Origin of the sequence: Nocardia sp. NPDC049190 (assembly GCF_040648115.1) — a bacterium.
GTDB lineage: Bacteria > Actinomycetota > Actinomycetes > Mycobacteriales > Mycobacteriaceae > Nocardia.
Genome location: NZ_JBEZDE010000002.1, coordinates 190,497 through 214,153 on the forward strand (window position 1 = coordinate 190,497; position 23,657 = coordinate 214,153).

At 69.4% G+C, this 23,657-nt stretch carries 1 protein-coding gene (only partly in view); it reads right to left on the reverse strand.

All coding sequences use genetic code 11. The features are described from left to right. A protein-coding gene (locus AB0B25_RS02915) for a non-ribosomal peptide synthase/polyketide synthase (RefSeq protein ID WP_357173767.1) crosses the window boundary here: on the reverse strand, positions 1-23,657 show its 3' portion. The gene runs 20,683 nt beyond the window's last position; the window shows 23,657 of its 44,340 coding nt (coding positions 20,684-44,340); the start codon falls outside the window, past its right edge; it ends in the stop codon at positions 1-3.

A 23,657-nucleotide genomic window follows, 5' to 3' on the forward strand; every position in this document is an offset into this window, starting at 1 on the left:
CTACTCGGCGATCACGATCCTGACCTCGGCGTCGGCCGCCTCCGTCGAGTCGCCCGGGGTGAGGAACCAGTGGGTGACCTCGCCGTCGGCCAAGTCGTCGGCGAGATCGCCGCCGGGCAGGACCGAAAGAGCGCCCGCGGTGGCCGAAGCCAGGAACTCCAGGACGGCGGCTCGACCGGACGCGGCGACGGTGAACGTGGTCGACTCGTAGTCGATCTCGTATTCCTCGCGCACCTGTTCGGCTCGAGCCAACGCCTCGGACTGGGTGATCGCGACGACCTCGCCCTGCGTGGCGATGACGAATGCCGGGTGTTCTTCGCCGAGCGGGCGCACCCGATCGGAGTAGGACACCGGATGCGACGGCGCCGTGGCGAGATCCTGCTTCACCTGCGGTCCGTCGAGCGCCACCCAGCGAATCTCGCTGTCGGCCACCGGCGCCAGGGTGATCCCGAACCCGACGCCCGCCGCGGTCAAATCGTCCGTCGACAGCCCGCCCGCGAACAAGCAAGCCGCACCGGCCTTCTGCACCGCCCACACCGCGACCACCGCGTCCACCGAGCGCGGCAGTGCCACGGCGACGACATCGCCCGGTCCCGCACCCTGATCGATGAGTACCCTGGCCAGCTGCGAGGATCGCCGATCCAGCACCTGGTAGGCGATCTCGTCGCGGTCGGCCAGCAGCGCGGGCGCCGCCGGGTCCTCTTCGACGACTTCGGCGAGCACCTTGGCCACCGTGCGCGCACCGACCCGGCCGACCGGGTCCGGCGCCGACGCCGACGCCGCGATACCGGATTCGACCAGCAGCTGGGCCCGCTCGTTCGCATCGAGAATATCGATGTCGCCAACCAGTGCGTCCGGATCGCCGATCAGCGCTTCCACCACCCGAACCAGGCGCGCGGACAGGGTCGCGACCTCGTCGCCGGTGAACCGGCTGCCCAGGTACTTCAGGGTCAGCTCGACGGTGGACTCCGCGATCACCAGCAGCGTCATCGGGTAATGCGTCGCGTCGTTGACGCCGACACCGGTGACCGACATTCCGTCGATCGAGCTGGCCGCCGAAATCGCGTCCTTGTCCATCGGATACGACTCGAACACCAGCAGGGTGTCGAACAGCGACCCGGTGCCGGACACCCGTTGAATGTCGGTGAGACCCACATAGTGGTGCTCGAGCAGGTCGGCCTGATCGTGCTGCAACCGCTCCAGCAGCTTGCCGACTGTCTCGCGATCGTCGATCCGCAGCCGCACCGGCAGCGTGTTGATGAACAGACCCACCATCGACTCGACACCGGACAACTCGGCCGGACGACCCGAGACCGTCGCGCCGAACACCACGTCGCCGCGGCCGGTGAGCCGTCCGAGCAGGATGCCCCACGCCGCCTGCACCAGCGTGTTCACCGTGACACCGAGTTCGGCGACGTGCTTGGTGAGCTGACGGGTGCGGTCGGCGTCGATCTCGGCGGTCAACGTGCCGATCTCGTAGGTCTCCGCGGCGCGTGGCTGCGGCGCGAGCTGCGTCGGCTCGGTGACACCGTCCAGCGCCGAGGCCCAGGCGCGCAGCGAAGCATTCCGGTCGCGCCCGGCCAGCCAGCCGAGGAAGTTGCGGTAGGAGGCCACCCGCGGCAGCGCCGTCTGATCGCCGCGAACCGCGTAGAGCACCAGCAGGTCCCGCATGAGCAGCGGCATCGACCAGCCGTCCAACAGGATGTGGTGGGTGGTGATGGCCAGGTGCCATTGCGCCTCGTCGCTGCGGAACAGCGTGAACCGCAGCAGCGGCGGAATGGACATGTCGAAGTGCGTCGCCCGGTCGGCCGCGATCTGCTCGCGCAGTTCCGCGGTCCGCTGATCGGCGGGCAGGCCGGTGAGATCCACCTCGCGCCACGGCGCTTCGACCCGATCCAACACGACCTGGACGGCCTGTCCGTCGGAGTCGGTGACGAACGCGGTGCGCAGGTTCGGATACCGGTCGACGATGCCCTGCGCGGCCGTGCGCAGGCGTGCCACGTCCAGCGCACCGCCCAGGTCCACCACGGCCTGCATGGTGTACACGTCCACGGTGGACTGCGTCATCAGCGCGTGGAACAGCAGACCGGACTGCAGCGGCGAGAGCGGCCACACTTCGGCCAGCGCCGGGTAGTTGCGCTCCCACAGTTCGATGTCGGTCTGGCCGACCCGGACCAGCGGCATGTCCGACGGCGTGAAGCCGCCCGCGTCCGACCGCCGCGCATGCGTGGCCAGCGCGGTGAGTGCCTCGACCCACAGGTCGGCGAACTCCCGCACCCGTTGCGCGCCGATCAATCCGGTCGGGAAGGCGAACGCCGCCCCTAGCTGCGGTCCGTCCACACCGTCGGTGACGATCGCGTTGATGTCGATCGTCGCGTTGGCGGGCATGTCGAGGTCCATGTCGACATCCAACTGACCGAGGTCGGCCACCGGTACCCAACCGATCTCGGCGAGCTGTTCGGGGATCTCCCCTGCCGACATCCGCCCGAGGTAGTTGAAGCTGATCTGCGCGGTGTCGGATCCCGACGTGCCGCTGCCCAGGCTCGCCGCGGTCTCCGGATTCAGATGACGCAGCAGGCCGTAGCCGAGGCCCTTGTCCGGGACCGCGAGCAACTGCTCCTTGATCGACTTCACGATCTCACCCACCGCGGCGCCACCGGCGAAGGCGTCGGTGAGATCGGCGCCGGCCAGGTCGAGCCGGACCGGGTAGGCCGTGGTGAACCAGCCGACGGTGCGGGAAAGATCCGCACCGGGGACGACGTCCTCTTCGCGACCGTGACCCTCCAGCTTGACCAGGGCCGCACGGTGTCCGAGGGCGGCGTCCGCGATCGCTCGCGTGGTCGTACGCGCTGCCGCCGCGTCGTCGCCCGAACCGTCGCCGCGCCAGCGGGCGACCGCCATGGCCAGCGCCGACAGCAGCCCGTCGTTCACGCCGCCGCGGTAGAGGCCGGGGATCGCGGTGAGCACCGCGTCGGTGACCTCGGCGGACAGCGTGACCTCGACCCGTTCGACGGTCGCGAACGTGTCGCGCTTCGGGTCGAACGCGCGTGTGCCGATCAGCGGATCCGGTGTTGCCGAAACCTGCTGCCAGAACGGCAATTCCGCGGCCCGTTCCGGTGCGCGCGCGGCCTCGACCAGGCTGTGCGCCCAGCGCCGCATCGAGGTGCCGTTGCCGGGCAGAGTCACCGGCTGACCGGCGACCAACTGCGACCAGGCGACCGCGAAGTCCGGGATCAGGATGCGCCAGGACACACCGTCGACGACGAAGTGATGCGCGACGATCAGCAGCACATCGCGCCGCGTGCCGTCGGGTTCACCCGCTGCCGTGTCGTCTCCCGCCCGGCCGGTCGCGTCCGCGCCGAATGCGAACCAGACGAACTGGGCCATCGCCGCCTGCGCCGGATCGAGCCTGCCCAGCGCCGCGTCCAACGCCTCGGTACCGACCCTGGCCAGCTCGGCGTCGTCGACATCGGCGGGCAGGTCGACCCGATGCACCAGGGCATCGACGTCTACCGCACCGCTGGGCAATGCCTCGAACCGCCAGTCGGCGCCGACCCGGCGCAGGCGCGACCGGAGCACGTCGTGGTGGTCGAACACGGCCGCGACGGTGCCGACCAGAGTCTCCCGGTCGATACCGTCGGGCAGCCGCAGCGCCATGGTCTGCGAGAACCGCTGGTAGGACGAGCCACTCGCGAGGATCTGCGCCATGATCGGCGTCAGCGGGATCTCGCCGACACCGCCGCCCGGCAGTTCTTCCAGTTTCACCTGCTCGGCGCCCGCGCCGAGCACGGCTATCTCGGCGAGCGAGGCGACACTGCGCCGCTCGAACACGTCGCGCGGGGTGAACACCACGCCACGCGCCTTGGCCCGCGAGACCAGCTGGATGGACAGGATGCTGTCGCCACCGAGCCCGAAGAACGAGTCGTCCAAACCGATCTGCTCGACCCCGAGTACCTCGGCGAACACCTCGGCGATGACCGCCTCGACGTCGTTGGCGGGCGCGCGGAACTCGCGCGGGGCCAGCTCCGGCTCGGGCAGCGCCTTGCGGTCCAGCTTGCCGACCGGGGTCAGCGGGATCTCGTCGAGCACCACGATGGCCGTGGGCACCATGTGCGGCGGGAGGCTGCGCGACGCGTACTCGGTGAGCCGGGTCGTGTCGATCTCACGACCCGGCGCGGCCAGCACGTAGGTGACGAGAATCGTCGCGCCGGCCGAAGTCTGGCGGCCGAGCGTGATCGCGTACTCGACGTCCTCGTGCCGGCCGAACACCGTATCGATCTCGCCCAGTTCGATCCGGAAGCCGCGGATCTTCACCTGGAAGTCCGAGCGGCCGACGTAGTCCAGCTCCCACCGCACCGACGCCACCGCGGCGTTGCCCTCCCGCTCACCGGGTTCGGCGAACCAGCGCACCACGTCACCGGTGCGGTACATCCGCGCACCCTCGGTGCTCCACGGGTTGGGCACGAACCGTTCCGCGGTGAGGTCGGAGCGGTTGTGGTAGCCGCGCGCCAGCGCGCCGCCGGCCAGGTACAGCTCGCCCGCGACACCCGGTGGCACCGGGTTGAGCCGGTTGTCCAGCACCAGGGCCGACATGCCACGCACCGGACGTCCGATGGTGATGTGTCGCCCGGGGGTGAGCGCGGCGTACGACGAGATGATCGTCGTCTCGGTCGGGCCGTAGGCGTTGAAGTACTTGCGGCCCGGCCACCATTTGGCCAGCAGTTCCGGCGTGGTGACGTCACCGCCGACCGACGCGACCTCGAGCGCCGCCATCCCCTCGGGATCGACGGTGCCCAGCACCGCGGGGGTGATGATCGTGTGGGTCACCCGCTCGGTGCGCAGCAGCTCGGCCAGATCCGGACCACCGATGATGGTCGACGGCACGATCACCAGCGTGGCGCCGATGTAGGCGGCGCACAGCCATTCGAGCACCGACGGGTCGAAGCTCGGCGAACAGATGTGCAGGAACCGGTGATGCGACTCGAGTTGGTACAGATCGGTCGCAACGCCGACCAGTCCGCCCATACCCGCGTGGGTCACGGTGACGCCCTTGGGCATACCGGTCGAACCCGAGGTGTAGATGACATACACCGGGTGCCGCATGGCGAGCGCGGAAATCCGGTCCGCGTCCGTCACGGGCTCGGCCGACCGGCTCTCGACCAGCTCGCCGAACTCCGGATCGTCCATCCGCAGCCACTCGACATCGCGCGGCAGTCGGTCCACGTACTCGCTCGCGGTGATGCCGAGGACCGCGCCGGAGTCGTTGACCATGTGCCGCATGCGGTCTTCGGGGTAGGTCGGGTCGATCGGCACATGCGCGCCACCGGCCTTGGCCACCGCCCAGAACGCCGCGACCATCTCATACGAGCGCGGGAACGACAGCGCCACAATGCGTTCCGGTCCGACACCGCGCGCGATGAGCACGCGCGCCAGGCGTGAGGAGTACTCGTCGAGTTCGCGGTAGGTGATCGATCTGCCCTGGTAGCGGACCGCGATCTGCTCCGGGTTCTGCTGCACGCCGCGCGTGAGCAGGTCCGGCAGCAGGCCGGTGGCCATGACGTCCTCGCCGTACACGTGCGTGAGCAGGTGCTGCTCGGAGGCGTCCAGCAGTGGCAGATCACCGATCGGGGTCTGCCGGTCGGTGGCGATCGCGGTGAGCAGCCTGGTGAACCGCTCGGCGAACACCCGCACGGTGTCGTCGTCGAACAGGTCACGCGCGAAGGAGAACTCCGCGTACATGCCCGCGTCGTCCGGGTTCTCCCCCGCCTCCCGGATGGTCCCCGCCTCGCGAATGGTCCCTGCCTCGCGAATGGTCCCTGCCTCGCGAATGGTTAAAGACAGATCGAACTTCGCGATGTCGACGTCGAAATCCACCGCACCGACGTGCAGTCCGGGCAGCTCGAAGCTGCTCTCCGGCAGGTTCTCGAACGACAACGCCACCTGGAACAGTGGGTGGCGCGCGGTGGAGCGCTCCGGGTTGAGCAGTTCCACCAGCCGCTCGAACGGCAGATCCGCGTGCGCGAACGCCTGCAGATCGGCGTCCTTGGTGCGGGCGAGGAACTGCCCGAACGTCAGGTCGCCGTCCACCTGCGAGCGCAGCACGAGCGTGTTGACGAACATGCCGATCACGTCGTCGAGCTCGGCTTCGCCGCGACCGGCCACCGGGGTGCCGATCGCGATGTCGTCGGTGCCGGACATCCGCGCGAGGAACAGCGCGAGCGCGGCGTGCACCACCATGAACAGCGTCGCGTGCTGCTCCTTGGCGATCTCGGTGAGCGCCCGGTGCAACTCGCCGTCGATCGGGAACACCACACGTCCACCGGCGAACGACTGCGTCGTCGGACGCGCCCGGTCGGCGGGCAGGTTGAGTTCGTCCGGCAGACCGGCCAGCGCGGCGCGCCAGTAGTCCGCCTGCTGCGAGATCAGGCTGTCCGGATCGGTCTCGGCGCCGAGCACGTCGCGCTGCCAGAGGCTGAAGTCGGCGTACTGCACCGGCAACGGCGCCCAGCCCGGTTCCACCCCGGCCGAGCGGGCCGCGTAGGCCAGCATCACATCGCGGGTCAGCGGGCCCATCGACCAGCCGTCGGCGCTGATGTGGTGCGCGACGAACACCAGGACGTATTCGGTGTCGGCTCCCGCTCCATCGGCAGTCGCGGCTTCCGCCGCACCCCCGGCCATGACGTGGAACAGCTTGGCGCGCAACGGAATTTCGGTGGTCACGTCGAAGCCGGCGGAGACGATTTCGATGATCCGCTGCCGGATGTCCGCGGCGGCGACCGCCTCCGGCGTCAGGTCCGGTACGGCCCGCGCGACCGGCACGATCACCTGGTGCGCCGCACCGCCCTCTTCGGGGTAGCGGGTGCGCAGCGTCTCGTGCCTGCTGACCACGTCCCCGACCGCCGATTGCAGCGCGTCGACGTCCAGATCGCCGGTCAGCCGAATCGCGACAGGGATATTGTTGACCGCCGAGGCAGTGTCGAACTGGTTGAGGAACCACATGCGCTGCTGCGCCAACGACAGCGGAATCCGTTCCGGACGCGGGCCGGCCACCAGCGCACGACGACCCCCAGCGCCCGCGTGTTGCTCGACCTTCGCGGCCAACCCGGCCACCGTGGCGGCTTCGAACAGCACCCGCACCGGAACCCGCGCGTCCAGCGCCGCGCCGATCCGCGCCGCGACCTGCGTCGCCAACAGCGAATTACCGCCCAGGGCGAAGAAATCGTCGTCCGCACCCACCCGCTCGACACCCAGCACCTCGGCGAACACCGATGCCACGATCTCCTCGATCGGTGTCGACGGCGCCCGGAAGACCTGAACCTCGAACTCCGGCTCCGGCAACGCCTTCCGATCCAACTTGCCGTTCACATTCAACGGCAAAGCATCCAACACCACGAACGCCGACGGCACCATATACGACGGCAAGCCTGCCGCCAGCGCCGACTTCACCTGCGCAACGTCGACGCCGGCCGCGGCGTCGACGGGCACGAGGTAGGCCACCAACCGGTCACCGGTCTTCGGATCGGACTTCGCGATCACCGCGGTCCGCGCGATCTCCGGCCTAGCCAGCAGCGCGGCTTCGATCTCACCGAGTTCGATACGGAAACCACGGATCTTCACCTGGAAGTCCGTGCGGCCTCGGTACTCGAGTTCACCCGCGCTGGTCCATGCGACCAAGTCACCCGTGCGATACAGCCGGGTACCCGGCCCGAACGGGTTGGCCACGAAACGATCCGCGGTCAGGTCCGCGCGGCCGAAGTAGCCACGCGCCAACTGCGCACCGGCGAGGTACAGCTCACCGGAAACGCCGTCCGGCACCGGCCGCAGCCGGGAGTCGAGGACGTAGACCCGGCTGTTCCATTCGGGCGCACCGATCGACACGGCGGTCTCGTCGGCGAGGGTGACGCGGTGGCTGGTGACCGACACCGCCGCCTCGGTCGGACCGTAGAGGTTGAACAGTTCGGTGCGCGGATTCTGCCGCGAGAACCGCTGCGCCAGCGCCCCCGGAAGGGCTTCACCGATCGCCAGCACCCGCCACAGCGAATTCGGCAGCCCGGCGGTCAACAGCGCATCCAGCATCGACGGCACCACATGCAGCGTGGTCACCCACTCGCGTGCCATGAGTTCGTTCAGGTACGTCGGATCCCGATGACCGTCGGGCGAAGCGATGACCAGACGGCCACCGCACACCGCGGCCGACCAGAACTCCCACACCGAGAGGTCGAACGTCGCCGCCGTTTTCAGCAGGACCGCATCCGCGGCGTCCAGACCGAACTCGATGTTCTTCCACTGCAACTGATTCGCGATAGCGCCATGCGGCACTGCCACGCCCTTCGGACGGCCGGTCGAGCCCGACGTGAAGATCACATATGCCGTGTTCTCCGGACGCAACGGTCCGACCCGGTCGTCGTCGGTGACCGGCGCGGCGTCCACACCCGACAAATCGAGTTCGTCAATGCGCACCACCGGCGCGATATCGGTCTCGAACTCGGCGTCGGCATCGGTCAGCACACACACCGGCGCCGCCGTCGCCAAGATGTAGTTCGTACGCTCGGCAGCCTGCTCCGGATCCACCGGCACATACGCACCACCGGACTTCGCCACCGCATACATCGCCACGATCAGATCCACCGAACGACGCAACGCCAGCGCGACCCGCGACTCCGGACCGACACCCAACGAAATCAGGTGCCGTGCCAGGCGATTCACCCGCACATCGAGCGCACCGTAGGTGATCGACGCACCGTCATCGGTAACGAGCGCGACTTCCTTCGGGCCGGCCGCCACCGTGGCGTCCAGCAGCGACACCAGCGTGGCGGACGTATCCACCGGCCGCTCGGTCGCGTTGCGCGCGGTGAGCAGGCGGGTCCGCTCGGCGGCGTCGAGCAGTTCGATGTCACCGACCGGAATGCGCGGCGCGGCGATGATCTCGCCGAGCAAACGCGCGAACCGGTCGACGAAGCCACGCACCGTGTCGTGATCGAACAGGTCGGTCGCGTAGGTGAAGAACCCGGAGATGCCCTCGGGCGCACCGGTGTCGTCGTAGCGGTCGGTGGCGATCAGGTGCAGATCGAACTGGGACAGCTCGGTGTCGATGTCCAGGCCCGCCACGGTCAGGCCGGACAGTTCCAGCGTGGCCTGTGCCAGGTTCTGGAACGACAGACCCACCTGGAACAGCGGATGCCGCGCGGTCGAACGGACCGGGTTGAGCACCTCGACCAGCCGCTCGAACGGTACATCCGCGTTGGCGAACGCCTGAATATCGGTTTCGCGCTGACGAGCCAACAGCTCGGTGAACGCCTCGCCCGCCTCGACCCGGGTGCGGAACACCAACGTATTGACGAACATGCCGATCAGGTCGTCCAACGCGGCTTCGCCGCGGCCGGCCATCGGCGTACCGATCGCGATATCCGCGGTACCGGACAAACGAGACAACAGGACCGCGAGCGCGGTGTGCACGACCATGAACAGCGTCGCGCCCTCCGCGCGGGCCAACTCGATCAGGGCCTGATGGGTCTGCGCGTCGACCCGCAGTTCGACCTTGCCACCGGCGAACGACTGCACCGCGGGCCGCGGCCGGTCCGCGGGCAGGTCCAGCTGGTCGGGTAGGTCGGCGAGGGCCTGTCTCCAGTAGGCGACCTGCTTGGCGGCCACCGAGTCCGGATCATCCTCGCTGCCGAGCAGTTCGCGCTGCCAAATGCTGTAGTCGGCGTACTGGACCTCCAGTGGCGCCCAGTTCGGCGCCTCGCCGACCGAACGCGCGGCGTAAGCGATCATCAAGTCCCTGGTCAGCGGGCCGACCGAGGAACCGTCACCAGAAATGTGGTGCACGACCATAGCCAGGACGTACTCCACCGAATCGCCCGCGGTCGGGACTGTCGCGTCCGCGGCGATCTGGAACAGCGCGACCTGCACCGGCACCTCGGTGGTGACGTCGAAGATCGTGGACGTCAGCGCCACCACGGCGGATTCGATGTCCGCGGGCGCGACCACCCGCACGTCCAGCCGCGGCACGGCCTGCGCGGGCGGCAGGATGACCTGCACCGGACCCGAATCGGTCTGCGGGTAGATGGTGCGCAGGATCTCGTGCCTGGTCACCAGGTCCGCGATCGCGGCCCGCAGCGCGGCCACGTCCAGCGCGCCGGTCAGGCGCACCGCGATCGGCACGTTGTAGGCCGCCGACTGGGTGTCGAACCGGTTGAGGAACCACATGCGCTGCTGCGCCAGTGACAGCGGAATCCGCTCCGGCCGTGGGCCCGCGGTGAGCGCGCGACGCCCACCCATATCGGCGTGCTGCTCGACCCGCACCGCCAGCGCCGCAACAGTGGACGCGTCGAACAGCAGCCGCACCGGCACCCGCGTGTTCAACGCCTCGCCGAGCCGGGCCGCGACCTGGGTGGCCAGCAGCGAGTTGCCGCCCCACCCGAAGAAGTCGTCGTCGAGCCCGAGTCGCTTCGACTCGCCGCCCTCCCGGTCCCCGATCCGCAGCACCTCGGCGAAGATGTTCGCCACGATCTGCTCGATCGGCGTGACCGGCGCACGGAACACCGCCTTCTCGAAGGTGGGTTGCGGCAGCGCCTTACGGTCCAATTTGCCGTTGGCGTTGAGTGGCAGCGCGTCCAGCTGGATCAGTACCGACGGCACCATGTACGACGGCAGTTCGGACGACAGCGCCGATTGCAGCCCGCGCTTATCGATCTCACCGGGCGTCCGTGTCACCACGTAGGCGACCAGACGATCGCCGGTGCTCGGATCGTTGTGCGCGACGACGGCTGCCGCACTCACCGTGGTCTGCCGCAGCAACGCGGCCTCGATCTCGCCGAGCTCGATGCGGAAACCGCGGATCTTCACCTGGAAATCGGTGCGGCCGCGGTAGTCCAGCTCGCCGGTGGCGTTCCAGGCCACCAGGTCGCCGGTGCGATACATGCGCGTGCCGGACGCACCGAACGGATCGGCGACGAATCGGTCCGCGGTCAGCTCCGGGCGACCGAAGTACCCGCGCGCCACCTGCGCACCCGCCAGGTACAGCTCGCCCGAGACGCCGACCGGCACCGGCCGCAGCCGCGCGTCCAGCACGTAGACCCGGCTGTTCCACTCCGGAGCGCCGATCGAGACCGATGCCTCGTCGGCATCGGTGACCAGGTGACTGGTGACCGACACCGCCGCCTCGGTCGGACCGTACAGGTTGTGCAGCGCGGCGGCGTTGGCACGCCGGAACCGCTGCGCGGTCGCGGCGGGCAGCGCCTCACCGATCGCCAGTACCCGTCGCAGCGAGGTCGCCAGGCGAGCGTCGGATTCGGTGAGCAACGCATCCAGCATGGACGGCACCACATGCAGCGTGGTGACGCCGGTCGTGTGCATGAGGTCGTTCAGATAGGCCGGATCGCGGTGCCCATCGGCCGCCGAGATCACCAGGCGGCCACCGGAGACCGCGGCCGACCAGAACTCCCACACCGACAGGTCGAACGTCGCCGCGGTCTTCAGCAGAATCGCGTCGTCCGTGCCGAGCCCGAAGGTCGCGGTCTCCCACTGCAACTGGTTGACGATCGCCGCATGGGGCACCGCGACGCCCTTGGGCTGACCGGTCGAACCGGACGTGAAGATCACGTACGCGGTGTGCGCGGGCAGCAGCGCGGCGTGACGTTCGTCCGCGGTCACCGGGCCGTCGGGGTACGCGGCGAGGTCGAGCGTGTCGATCTGCGCGATCGCGGCGGCCGCGGTACGGAACCCGTCCCGTCCCATGGTCAGCACGCACGCCGGTGCGGCGGTGGCCAGGATGTAGTCGGTCCGCTCGGCGGGCTGGTCGGGATCGATCGGCACATACGCCGCACCGGATTTCGCGACCGCGTACATCGCGATCACCAGGTCGGTGGAGCGACGGATCGCCAGCGCGACCCGGTCCTCCGGGCCGACCCCGCGTTCGATCAGGTAGCGGGCCAGGCGGTTCACCTGAGCGTCCAGCTCGACGTAGGTCAACTCCCGCTGCCCGGTCGGCTCGTCGGCGACCAACGCCACCGCGTGCGGTGTCGCGGCCACCGAGGCATCCAGCAGCGACGCCAACGTCGCGGTGCCCGTGGAGCCCGCCGAACGCGCCGCGAGCAGAGCGTCGAGATCATATTCGGTGTCGTTCCACGCCGTGAGGATGCGGTCGCTCTCCTCTGGCGCGAGCAGATCTATCTCGCCGACCTGCACCGTGGCGTCGGCGACGACGGCGTCGAGCACCCGCACGAACCGGTCGGCGAAGCCCTGCACCGTGGCCTCGTCGAACAGGTCGGTGGCGTAGCCGAATTCGGTGATGATCTCGGCGGGGGTGCCGTCCTCGCAGTACCGGTCGTACAGCGTGACGTGCAGATCGGTCTTGGCCAGCTGCGAGTCGAAGTTGACCGCGCTCACCGAGAGCCCGGGCAGCTCGAAGGTGGTCTCGGCCAGGTTCTGGAACGACAGGCCGACCTGGAACAGCGGGTTGCGTGCGGTCGAGCGCACCGGGTTGAGTACCTCGACCAGGCGCTCGAACGGCACGTCCGCGTTGGCGAACGCCTCGAGGTCGCGATCCTTCACGTCACCGAGCAGATCGGCGAATCGGTCGGCGGGCGCCACCCGGGTGCGGAACACCAGAGTGTTGACGAACATACCGATCAGGTCGTCGAGTTCGCGTTCGCCGCGGCCCGCGATCGGGGTGCCGACCGCGATGTCGTCGGTGCCGGACAAGCGGGCCAGCAGCACCGCGAGCGCCGCGTGCACCACCATGAACAGCGACGCGTTGTGCGCGCGGGCCAGCTCGTGCAGACGAGCGTGGCGCTGCGGGTCGATCTCGAAGCGAATCGCCTTGCCCTGGAACGACTGCGCGGGCGGGCGCGGGCGGTCCGCGGGCAACTCCAGCTGGTCGGGCAGTTCCGCCAACGCCGTCGTCCAGTACGCCACCTGCCGTGCGGCCAGCGACTCCGGATCGCTCTCGGACCCGAGCACCGCGCGCTGCCACAGCGCGTAATCGGCGTACTGCACCGGCAGTGGCTGCCACTGTGGCGTCTCACCCTGTACGCGAGCGACATACGCGGCCATCACGTCCCGGGCCAGCGGACCCATCGACGAGCCGTCGGCCGCGACGTGGTGCACGGTGAACGCCAGCACGTGATCATGGGCCGCGATCCGGAACAGCGCCACCGACAAGGGCACCTCGACGGTGACGTCGAAGGTGGTGAGCGCGAACGCGATGACGCTGCCGAGCAGGTCCTCCTCGGCGACATCGATCGGAGTGAGCGCCGCCGCGGACTGCGCCGCGGGGCGGATCACCTGGTGCGGCCCCTCCGCCGAGCGCGGGTAGGTGGTGCGCAGCACCTCGTGCCGGGCGAACACGTCACCGATGGCCTGTGCCAGCGCGGCCACGTCGAGCGTGCCGGACAGCCGTACCGCCAGCGGAATGTTGTCCACCGCCGAGGTAGCCGTGTCGAACTGATTGAGGAACCAGTACCGCTGCTGCGCGGGCGAGAGCGGAATCCGCGCCGGGCGCTCGACCACCTCCAACTTCGGCCGGTCGCGCCCGGATCCGGCGTTGCGCTCGACCCGGGCGGCCAGCGCGAGCACCGACGACGCCTCGAACAGGTCACGGACCGCCAGCCGGGTGTCCAGCGCGGCGCCGAGCCGCGCGGTCACCTGGGTGGCCAGCAGCGAATTGCCGCCCAGTTCGAAGAAGTCGTCGTCCAGGCCGACCCTGGCGACGCCGAGCACGTCGGCGAAAGTGCCCGCCACGATCTCCTCGATCGGGGTGGACGGCGCTCGGAACACCTTGGCCTCGAACACCGGCGCCGGCAGCGCCTTGCGATCCAACTTGCCGGAAGCATTCAACGGGAACTCATCGAGCACCACGAACGCCGAGGGCACCATGTACGCGGGCAGTTCGCCGCCGAGTTCCGCGCGCACGCCGTCGATGTCCACCGAACGGCCCGCGGTCGCGATCACATACGCGACCAGCTGGTCGCCGAGCCGATCATCCGAACGCACCACCACGACCGCCTGCGCGATGGACTCCAACGCCGTCAGCGCCGACTCGATCTCACCCAACTCGATCCGCAGACCACGCAACTTCACCTGGAAATCGGTACGACCCAGATACTCCAGCTCACCACCGGCCGTCCAGGCCACCAGGTCACCGGTGCGGTACATCCGGGCGCCGTCCGGGCCGAACGGGTCGGCCACGAACCGGTCCGCGGTGAGCTCTGGACGCGCGACATAGCCACGGGCCAGTTGCACGCCCGCCAGGTACAGTTCGCCCGCGACACCCACCGGCACCGGATTCAGGCGCGAATCCAGCACGTACACCTGTGTGTTGAACACCGGAGCACCGATCGGCACCGACACCGTGTCGGCCTCGGTCACCTCGTGATATGTGACATCGACCGCAGCCTCGGTCGGACCATACAGGTTGTGCAGACGCGCACCGGTCAACTCGCGCAACTGCTGCGCCGTAGCAGCGGGCAACGCCTCACCGGACGCGAAAACATTCCGCAGACCGGCACATTCGGCCGAAGCCTCGTCAGCCACCGCAGAACCGACGGTTCCGGCGTCGGCCTGCGTGGCCACGGACCGACCCGCGGACTCCGCCAACGAACTCACGAACACCGACAGCATCGACGGCACGAAATGCGCCGTGGTCACCTGCTCACCGGTGATCACCTGTACCAGGTAACCCGGGTCACGGTGCCCGTCCGGTTTCGCGACCACCAAGCGCGCACCGACCTGCAAGGGCCAGAAGAACTCCCACACCGACACGTCGAACGTCGCCGGCGTCTTCTGCAACACCACATCGGTGCCGTCGAGGCCGTACTCGGCCTGCATCCACACCAAACGGTTCACGATCGCGGCATGCGAGACCGCCACACCCTTCGGACGACCGGTCGAACCGGAGGTGAAGATCACATACGCCGTGTTGGCCGGACGCAGCGGCGCCAGACGCTCCGCATCCGTGACCGGCGTGTCCGCGTAGTCCGCGAGCGACACCCGGTCGATCTCGATCACAGGGGTGGTTCCCGCGTCGAACTCCTCGGCCGAGGTGGTCAGTACACACACCGGATTCGCCGTGTCGAGCACGTAGTGGGTGCGGTCGGCGGGATGGTCCGGGTCCAGCGGCACATAGGCGGCACCGGCGACGCCGACCGCGTACATACCGACCACCAGGTCGATCGAGCGGCGCATGCCGAGCGCGACCATCGCGTCCGGTCCGACACCCGACGAGATCAGGTGACGGGCAAGGCGGTGCACCCGCGCGGCGAACTCGGCGTAGGACAGACTCGTCCCCTCGAACGTCACCGCGATCGCGTCCGGCGTCCGCTCGGCCTGCGCGGTGAACAGCGACACCAAGGTGGCGTTCCGGTCCACGACATGTGCGGTGGCATTCCACCGCTCGACGACCTCGGTGCGCTCGACGGCGTCGAGCAACTCGACGTCACCGACGGTCACCGACGCGTCCGCGACCACAGCGGTCAGCATCCGCACCAGTCGACGCGCGACGCCCGCGATGGTGCGCTGGTCGAACATATCGGTCGCGTAGGCGAATTCGGCGGTCATCCCGTCCGCGGCGCCGTCGGCGCCGAACCGGTCGGCGAGGTTCAGGTGCAGATCGAACTTGGCGGTCACCACGTCCAACGGCACACCGGCCACCTCGAGCCCGGGCAGCTCGAACGATGCCTCTCCGGTGTTCTGGAACGACAGCATCACCTGGAACAGCGGATGCCGCGCCTGCGAACGCGCCGGGTTCAGGATCTCCACCAGCCGCTCGAACGGCAGGTCCGCGTGCCCGAACGCCGCGAGGTCGGTGTCTTTGGTGCGCTGGAGGAGTTCGGTGAACGGTTCGGCCGGGTCGATCGCGCTGCGCAGCACGAGCGTATTGACGAACATGCCGATGGCGTCGTCGAGCACGGCCTCGCCGCGGCCCGCGACGGCGGTGCCGATCGCGATGTCGTCGCTGCCGGACAGGCGGGCCAGCAGCGCCGCGAGGGCCGCGTGCACCACCATGAACAGGCTGGCCCCGTTCGCGCGGGCCAGTGCGTTCAGGCCGCGCAGCAGGTGCGCGTCGAGCGAGAACTCGTACACGCTACCGCGGTTGGACGCGACCGCGGGACGCGAACGGTCCGACGGCAGATCGAGCTGATCGGGTAGGCCGGCCAGGTGCTGCGACCAAAACGCGACCTGTTGGGCGATCAGCGAGGACGCGTCATCCTCGGAGCCGAGCGTCTCACGCTGCCACAGCGCATAGTCGGCGTATTGCACCGGCAGCGGAGCCCAAGCGGGCGCCTCGCCGCGCGAGCGCGCCGAGTAGGCCACCATCACGTCGCGTGCCAGCGGCCGCACCGACCATCCGTCGCCGGAGATGTGATGCACCACGAACACCAGCACGTGGGTGTCGGGCTGCGAACCGTCCATCGAGCCCGCGATCCGGAACAACTCGGCCCGCACCGGAACCTCGGTGGTGACGTCGAAGCCGGTCAGCACCAGCTCGCTGATCCGACCCTGGATCTCGGCCTCGGACACCTCGATCGGGGTCAGGTCGAGCGTGCTGTGACCGGCGGGCAGCACGACCTGCACACCGTGACCATCGGAAGTCTCCGGGTAGACGGTGCGCAGCACCTCGTGCCGGTCGATGACGTCGGCGACGGCCTGGCGCAGCGCCGCGGTGTCCAGGGATCCGGCGAGCCGGACCGCGAGCGGAATGTTGTTCACCGCGGTCTGGTTGTCGAACCGGTTCAGGAACCACATCCGCTGCTGCGCCAGCGACAACGGAATCCGGGACGGCCGCAGACCAGCGACCAGTTCGCGGCGGCGTCCGGTGCCCTGGCTCGCCTCCACTCGCGCGGCCAGCGCGGCGACGGTCGGCGCCTCGAACAGCATCCGCACCGGGATCCTGGTGTCCAGCGCGGCGCCGAGGCGAGCGACCACCTGGGTGGCGATCAGCGAGTTACCGCCCAGATCGAAGAAGTCGTCGTCGAGGCCGACGGCGCGCTCGCCGTCCGCGACCACCACGCCGAGCACCTCGGCGAAGGTGTCGGCCACGATCTCCTCGACCGGGGTGGACGGCGCACGGAATTCCCGTGCCTCGAAGACGGGCTCGGGCAACGCACGCCGGTCCAGCTTGCCATTGGCGTTCAGCGGCATGGCCTCGAGCACCACGATGGCCGCGGGCACCATGTACGACGGCAACTGCGCCGACAGGTGCGCCCGCAACTGTTCGATGTCCACCGTCGCACCGCCGGCCGGCACCACGTAGGCGACCAGCTGGTCGCCGATGCGCGCGTCGGAGCGCACCAGCGCCACCGACTGTGCGACCGAATCGAGTGCGGTGAGCGCGGTTTCGATCTCGCCGAGTTCGATGCGCAGGCCGCGCAGCTTCACCTGGAAGTCGGTGCGGCCGAGGTAGGCGATGGCGCCGGTGTCGTCCCTGGTGACCAGGTCTCCGGTGCGGTACATCCGGGCGCCCGGCGCGCCGAACGGGTTGGCGACGAATCGGTCCGCGGTCAGGTCGGCGCGGCCGAGGTAGCCGCGGGCCAGCTGATCACCGGCGAGGTACAGCTCGCCTTGGACATCGGCCGGCACCGGGTGTAGACGCGCATCCAGCACGTACGCCTGAGCGTTCCACACCGGCAGGCCGATCGGCACAGCGCCGTCCACCTGGTCGGCCACCGGCCCGTGCGTGGCGTGCACGGTGAATTCGGTGGGACCGTACAGGTTGTACAGCGCCGCGGAACTCACCCGGCGGATGGCGACGACCGCGTCGGCGGTGAACGCCTCACCCGCGACGAACAGCGTCCGCAGCGACGCGAGCGCATCCGCGTCGGCAGGGTCGATGGCCCCCGCGAAAACGGTCAACATCGACGGCACGAACGAGGTCATGGTGACCCGCTCGGCCGCGATCACCTCGGCGAGGTACTGCGGGTCGCGGTGCCCGTCCGGGCTCGCCACCACGATCCGGCCACCGGTGGTCATGGGCCCGAACAACTCCCACACCGACACGTCGAAGGTGGCGGGGGTCTTGAACAGCACGATGTCGTCCACGCCGATGCCGTACTCGCCGGTGATCCAGCGGATCTGGTTGACCACGGCGGCGTGCGACACCGCGACGCCCTTCGGGCGTCCGGTGGAGCCCGAGGTGAATATCACGTACGCCGGGTGCCGCGGCCGCAACGGCACGATGCGCTCGGAGTCGGCGATCGGCGCGTCCGAGTACCCGGACAGGTCGAGTTCGTCCACGGTCAGCGTGGCACGGCCCGCACCGTCGAACCCATCGCGCGTGGTGGTCAGCACGCACACCGGATCGGCCGAGTCGAGCACGTACTGCACGCGCTCGTCGGGCTGGTCCAGGTCCAGCGGCACATAGCCACCGCCGGCCGCGTGCACCGCGTAGGCCGCGACGACCAGATCCACCGAACGGCGCATGCCGAGGGCGACCAGCGTCTCCGGGCCGACACCCGCCTCGATCAGGCGGCGGGCGAGTATGCGCACCCGACCGGCGAATTCGGCATACGTCAGCGATCTTCCGGCCGCCGGGTCGACGACCGCGACCGCGTCCGGCGTGGCCTCGGCCTGCGCGGCGAACTCCTCGACCAGCGTGCCGGTAGAGGCGAACGCGTGTGCGGTGTCGTTCCACTCGCGCAGCGCCCGCTCGGTCTCCCGATCGTCCAGCAGCGCGATGTCACCGATAGCCCGATCCGGTTCGGCGGCAACGGCCTTCAGCAGACGACCGAACCGTCGCCCGAACTCGACCATGGTGTCCGCGTCGAACAGGTCGGTGGCGTAGATGAGCTCGGCGGTGATGCCACCGGCCGGCGCGCCGACGCCGGTGGGCGCTCCCGCGGCGTCCCGCTCGGAGAGCACCAGTTGCAGATCGAACTTGGCGACGTCGATCGGTAGATCGACGCCACTGACGGTCAGCCCGGGCAGTTCGAGGCTGCTCTGGCCGAGGTTCTGGAACGACAGCATCACCTGGAACAGCGGATGGCGCGCCTGCGAACGCGCCGGGTTCAGAATCTCCACCAGCCGTTCGAACGGCAGGTCCGCGTGTCCGAATGCCGCGATGTCGGTGGCACGGACCGTGCGCAGCAGATCGGTGAACGTCGCGTCGCCCTCGATCGGGGTACGCAACACCAGAGTGTTGACGAACATGCCGATCAGGTCGTCGAGTGCGCGTTCGCCGCGCCCGGCGACCGGGGTGCCGATGGCGATATCGTCCTCGCCGGACAACCGGGACAAGAGCACGGCAAGGGCGGTGTGCGCGACCATGAACAGCGTCGCGCCCCTGGTCCGGGCGAGTTCGGTGAGCTTGCCATGGGTTTCGGCGTCGATATCGAAGGTGTGCGTGGCGCCGCGCCCGGTGGCGACCGCGGGGCGTGGCCGGTCGGCAGGCAGATCCAACTGCTCGGGCAGCCCGCGCAGCGTGTTCGACCAGAACGAGATCTGCTCGGAGATCACCGAATTCGGATCGTGCTCGGCGCCGAGCACCTGGCGCTGCCACAGCGCGAAGTCGGCGTACTGGACCTCCAACGGCCGCCAGGCCGGCTCGCCGCCGTCGACGCGCGCGCCGTAGGCGGTCATCACGTCCCGGGTGAGCGGGCCCATCGAGAAGCCGTCGGCCGAGATGTGATGCACTACGAGAGCGAGCACGTGCTCGGTCGGGCTGATCTCGAACAGCCGCGCGCGGAACGGCACCTGCACGGTCACGTCGAACGCGGTCAGCACGAGTTCCGACAGCTGCTGGGGCAGTTCGGCTTCGGTGACGTCGATCGGCGAGAGGTCCGGAATGACCTTGGCGGTGGGTACGGTCCGCTGGTACGCGGCGCCGTCCACCTCGGGGTAGAAGGTCCGCAAGGACTCGTGCCTGGCCAGCACATCGGCGACCGCGATCTGCAGTGCCTGCCGGTCGAGCAGACCGGACAGCCGGACCGCGGCCGGGATATTGTCGACCGCCGACTCGGGGTCGAAACGGTTGAGGAACCACATCCGCTGCTGAGCCAGCGACAACGGGACCAGCTCGGGCCGCGGCTGCGGCGCCAGCGCCGCCCGCGCGCCGGCTCCCGCCCTGGTCTCCGCGCGGGCCGCGAGCGCCACCACGGTGGAGGCCTCGAACAGTTCACGGACGCCGAGGTCGGTGTCCAGCGCGGCGGCGAGCCGGGCCGCCACCTGGGTGGCGCTGAGCGAGTTGCCGCCGAGCGCGAAGAAGTCGTCGTCCAAGCCGACTCGTTCCAAGCCGAGTACATCGGCGAAGGTGGTGGCGACGATCTCCTCGACCGGCGTGGTCGGGGCGCGGAACACCGCTGCCTCGAAGACCGGGGCCGGCAGCGCCTTGCGGTCCAGCTTGCCGGAGGCGTTGAGCGGGAATTCGTCGAGCACGATCACCAGCGACGGCACCATGTACGCGGGCAACTGCCGCGCCAAGTCCTCGCGAACCAGCTCGGTGTCCAACGCGGCGCCGGGCGCTGTGTGCTGCGCGGCAGCACGCGCTGTGTGCTGCGCGGCATCGCGCGCGGGGATGACGTACGCGACGAGCTGGTCACCGGTGTGTGCGTCGGAGCGCACCACCACGACCGCCTGCGCGATCTCGTCCAGTCCGGTCAGTGCCGACTCGATCTCACCGAGTTCGATGCGCAGACCGCGCAGTTTCACCTGGAAGTCGGTGCGGCCCAGATACTCCAACTCACCGTTCTCGGTCCAGGCCACCAAGTCGCCGGTGCGGTACATCCGCGACCCGGCCGACCCGTACGGGTTGGCGACGAACCGGTCACCGGTCAGGTCCGGCCGCGCGACGTAACCGCGCGCGAGCTGGGCGCCGGCCAGATACAGCTCACCCGCGACACCCACCGGCACCGGGCGCAACCGCGAATCCAACACGTACACCTGCGTGTTGAACACCGGAGCGCCGATCGGCACGGTGTCGGTGTCGGTGTCGGCCACCTCGTGGAACGTGACGTCCACCGCCGCCTCGGTCGGGCCGTACAGATTGTGCAACGCCGCACCGGTCAACTCGCGCAGGCGGTGCGCGGGCTTGGGCGGCAGCGCCTCACCGGAGGCGAACACCAGCCGCAGCGCATCACAGCGCGCCGCGGACGCGTCCGCCGCATCGGGTCCCGCGGACGCGATCGAACTCACGAACACCGCGAGCATGGAGGGCACGAAGTGGGTGACGCTCACCCGCTCCGCACTGATGATCTCGGCGAGATAGGCCGGGTCGCGATGCCCGTCCGGCTTGGCGACCACCAGCCGCGCGCCGACCTGCAACGGCCAGAAGAACTCCCACACCGACACGTCGAACGTGGCAGGCGTCTTCTGCAACACCACGTCGTCCGCGGACAGCTGGTAGGTGGTCTGCATCCAGACCAGGCGGTTCACGATCGCGGCATGCGAGACCGCGACACCCTTCGGACGGCCGGTAGAGCCGGAGGTGAAGATCACATACGCGGTGTTCGACGCGCGCAGCGGCGCACGGCGATCCGCGTCCGTGATCGACGCCTCGGACAGCCCGCTCAGGTCGAGCAGATCGATCCGCACCTGCGCGGTGTCGATCTCCAGATCACTACCGGAGGTCAGCACACAGACCGGATCGACGGTGCCGAGAATGTATTCCGTGCGATCGGCCGGATGATCCGGATCCAGCGGCACGTACGCGCCGCCCGCGACGACGACGGCGTACATGCCGACGACCAGATCGATCGAGCGCCGCATCCCCAGCGCCACCGCGGATTCCGTACCGACGCCGCGCGCGATCAGCCAGCGCGCCAGCTGGTTGACCCGGCCCGCGAACTCGGCGTAGGACAGAGTTGTCCCCTCGAACGTGACCGCGGGCGCGTCCGGCGTGCGTTCGGCCTGGTCGTAGAACATCGAGACCAGGGTCGCGGCGGGCACGGAGCCGCCGTCGCGACCGGACGACACCGCAGCCACATCGAACTCGGTGTCGTTCCAACCGGACATGACGAGCTCGCGCTCGGCGGTGTCGAGCAGCTCGATGTCGCCGACCGCCACGTCGGGCTCGGCGCTGATCACGGTGAGCACCCGGACCAGGCGGTCGGCGATGCGGCGCACCGTCTGCTCGTCGAACAGGTCGCGCAGGTAGCCGGCGCGCACGCGCAACCGCGAATCCAACTGTGCGATCAACGTCAGCGGGTAGTGCGTGGCGTCGGCCGCGTCCAGGCCGACCACCGCCATGCCGTCGATATCCGAGGCCTGCGCCTGCAGGCCCTCGGCGTCGACCGGGTAGGACTCGAACACCACCAGCGTGTCGAACAGGCCGCCGATGCCGGCGCCGGCCTGGATGTCGGCGAGGCCGATGTGATGATGGTCGAGCAAGTCGGCTTGTTCGCCCTGGGTCCTGGCCAACAGCTCCCGCACGGACTCGGAGGGATCGAAGCGCACCCGCACCGGCACGGTGTTGATGAACAGACCGACCATCGACTCCACACCCGCCAGCTGGGCGGGACGCCCGGAGACGGTGGTGCCGAACAGCACATCATCCCGGCTGGTCATCCGGCCGAGCAGGATGCCCCACGCCGTCTGCAGCACGGTGTTCGGCGTGACGCCGAGCGAGCCGGCCAGCGCGGTCAGCCGCGCGGTCGCCGCCTCGTCCAGGTCGAAGAAGTACTCGCCGGACAGTGCGGTGATCTCGCGACCGGCATCCGGGCGGGCCAGCAGCGTCGGCTCGCCGACCCCGCGCAGCGCGTTCGACCACGCGGCCAGCGACACCGAACGATCCTGCTGCCCGATCCATGCCAAGAAGTGCCGATAGGAACGAGCCGCGGGCAATGCGGCGCTCACTCCCCCCGCCCCACCCGCAGTGTCCGCGTGTGCGGCATACAGCACCAGCAGATCCCGCATGAGCAGTGGCATCGACCAGCCGTCGAGCAGGATGTGGTGGTTGGACACCACGAACTGCCAGCGGGCCCCGCCCGCCGCCGACGCGTCCGCCACCTGGATCAGTGTGAAGCGGATCAATGGCGGTTCGGTGAGATCGAAGCGGCGCATTCGGTCGGCGGCGATCAGGTCGTCACCGTCGCCGCGAGCGATCCGGTCGTGCTCGGCCCACGCGACCCGGACGCTGTCCAGCACGATCTGCACCGGATTGCCGTCGTGGTCGGTGACGAACGCGGTGCGCAGGTTCTCGTGGCGATCCACCAATGCCTGGGCGGCCGCGCGCAGTCGGACGGCGTCCACCCGTCCGGTGAGCGTCAGCACCGCCTGCGCGGTATACACGTCCACCGAGCCGGCGGCCAGGCGGGCGTGGAACAGCAGTCCCGCCTGCAGCGCCGAGAGCGGCCAGACGTCGGCCAGCGCGGGGAACCGTTGCTCCCAGCCGTCGATATCGCGCTGCGTCACCCCCCGGCCCGATCCGTCCCGTGCGGTGCGCAAGAGCGTGAAATCCGACGGCGTGTGTCCACCCGCACCGGGCGACTGAGCGTGGCGGGCAACCGCTTCCAGCGCGGCGGTCCACAACTCGCCGAATTCGCGCACCTCAGCGGCGGTGAACAGGGTTGACGGGTAACCGATATTCGCGGTCAGCTTGTCGCCGACCACGATCGCGTTGACATCCAGCGGCGCCATCGCGGGCATGTCCGCGTCGTAGGCGCCGCCCAGCGCGCCGAGTTCCGGCGCGGGAACCCAGCCGAAGCCGCGCAACGACTCGGGCACGT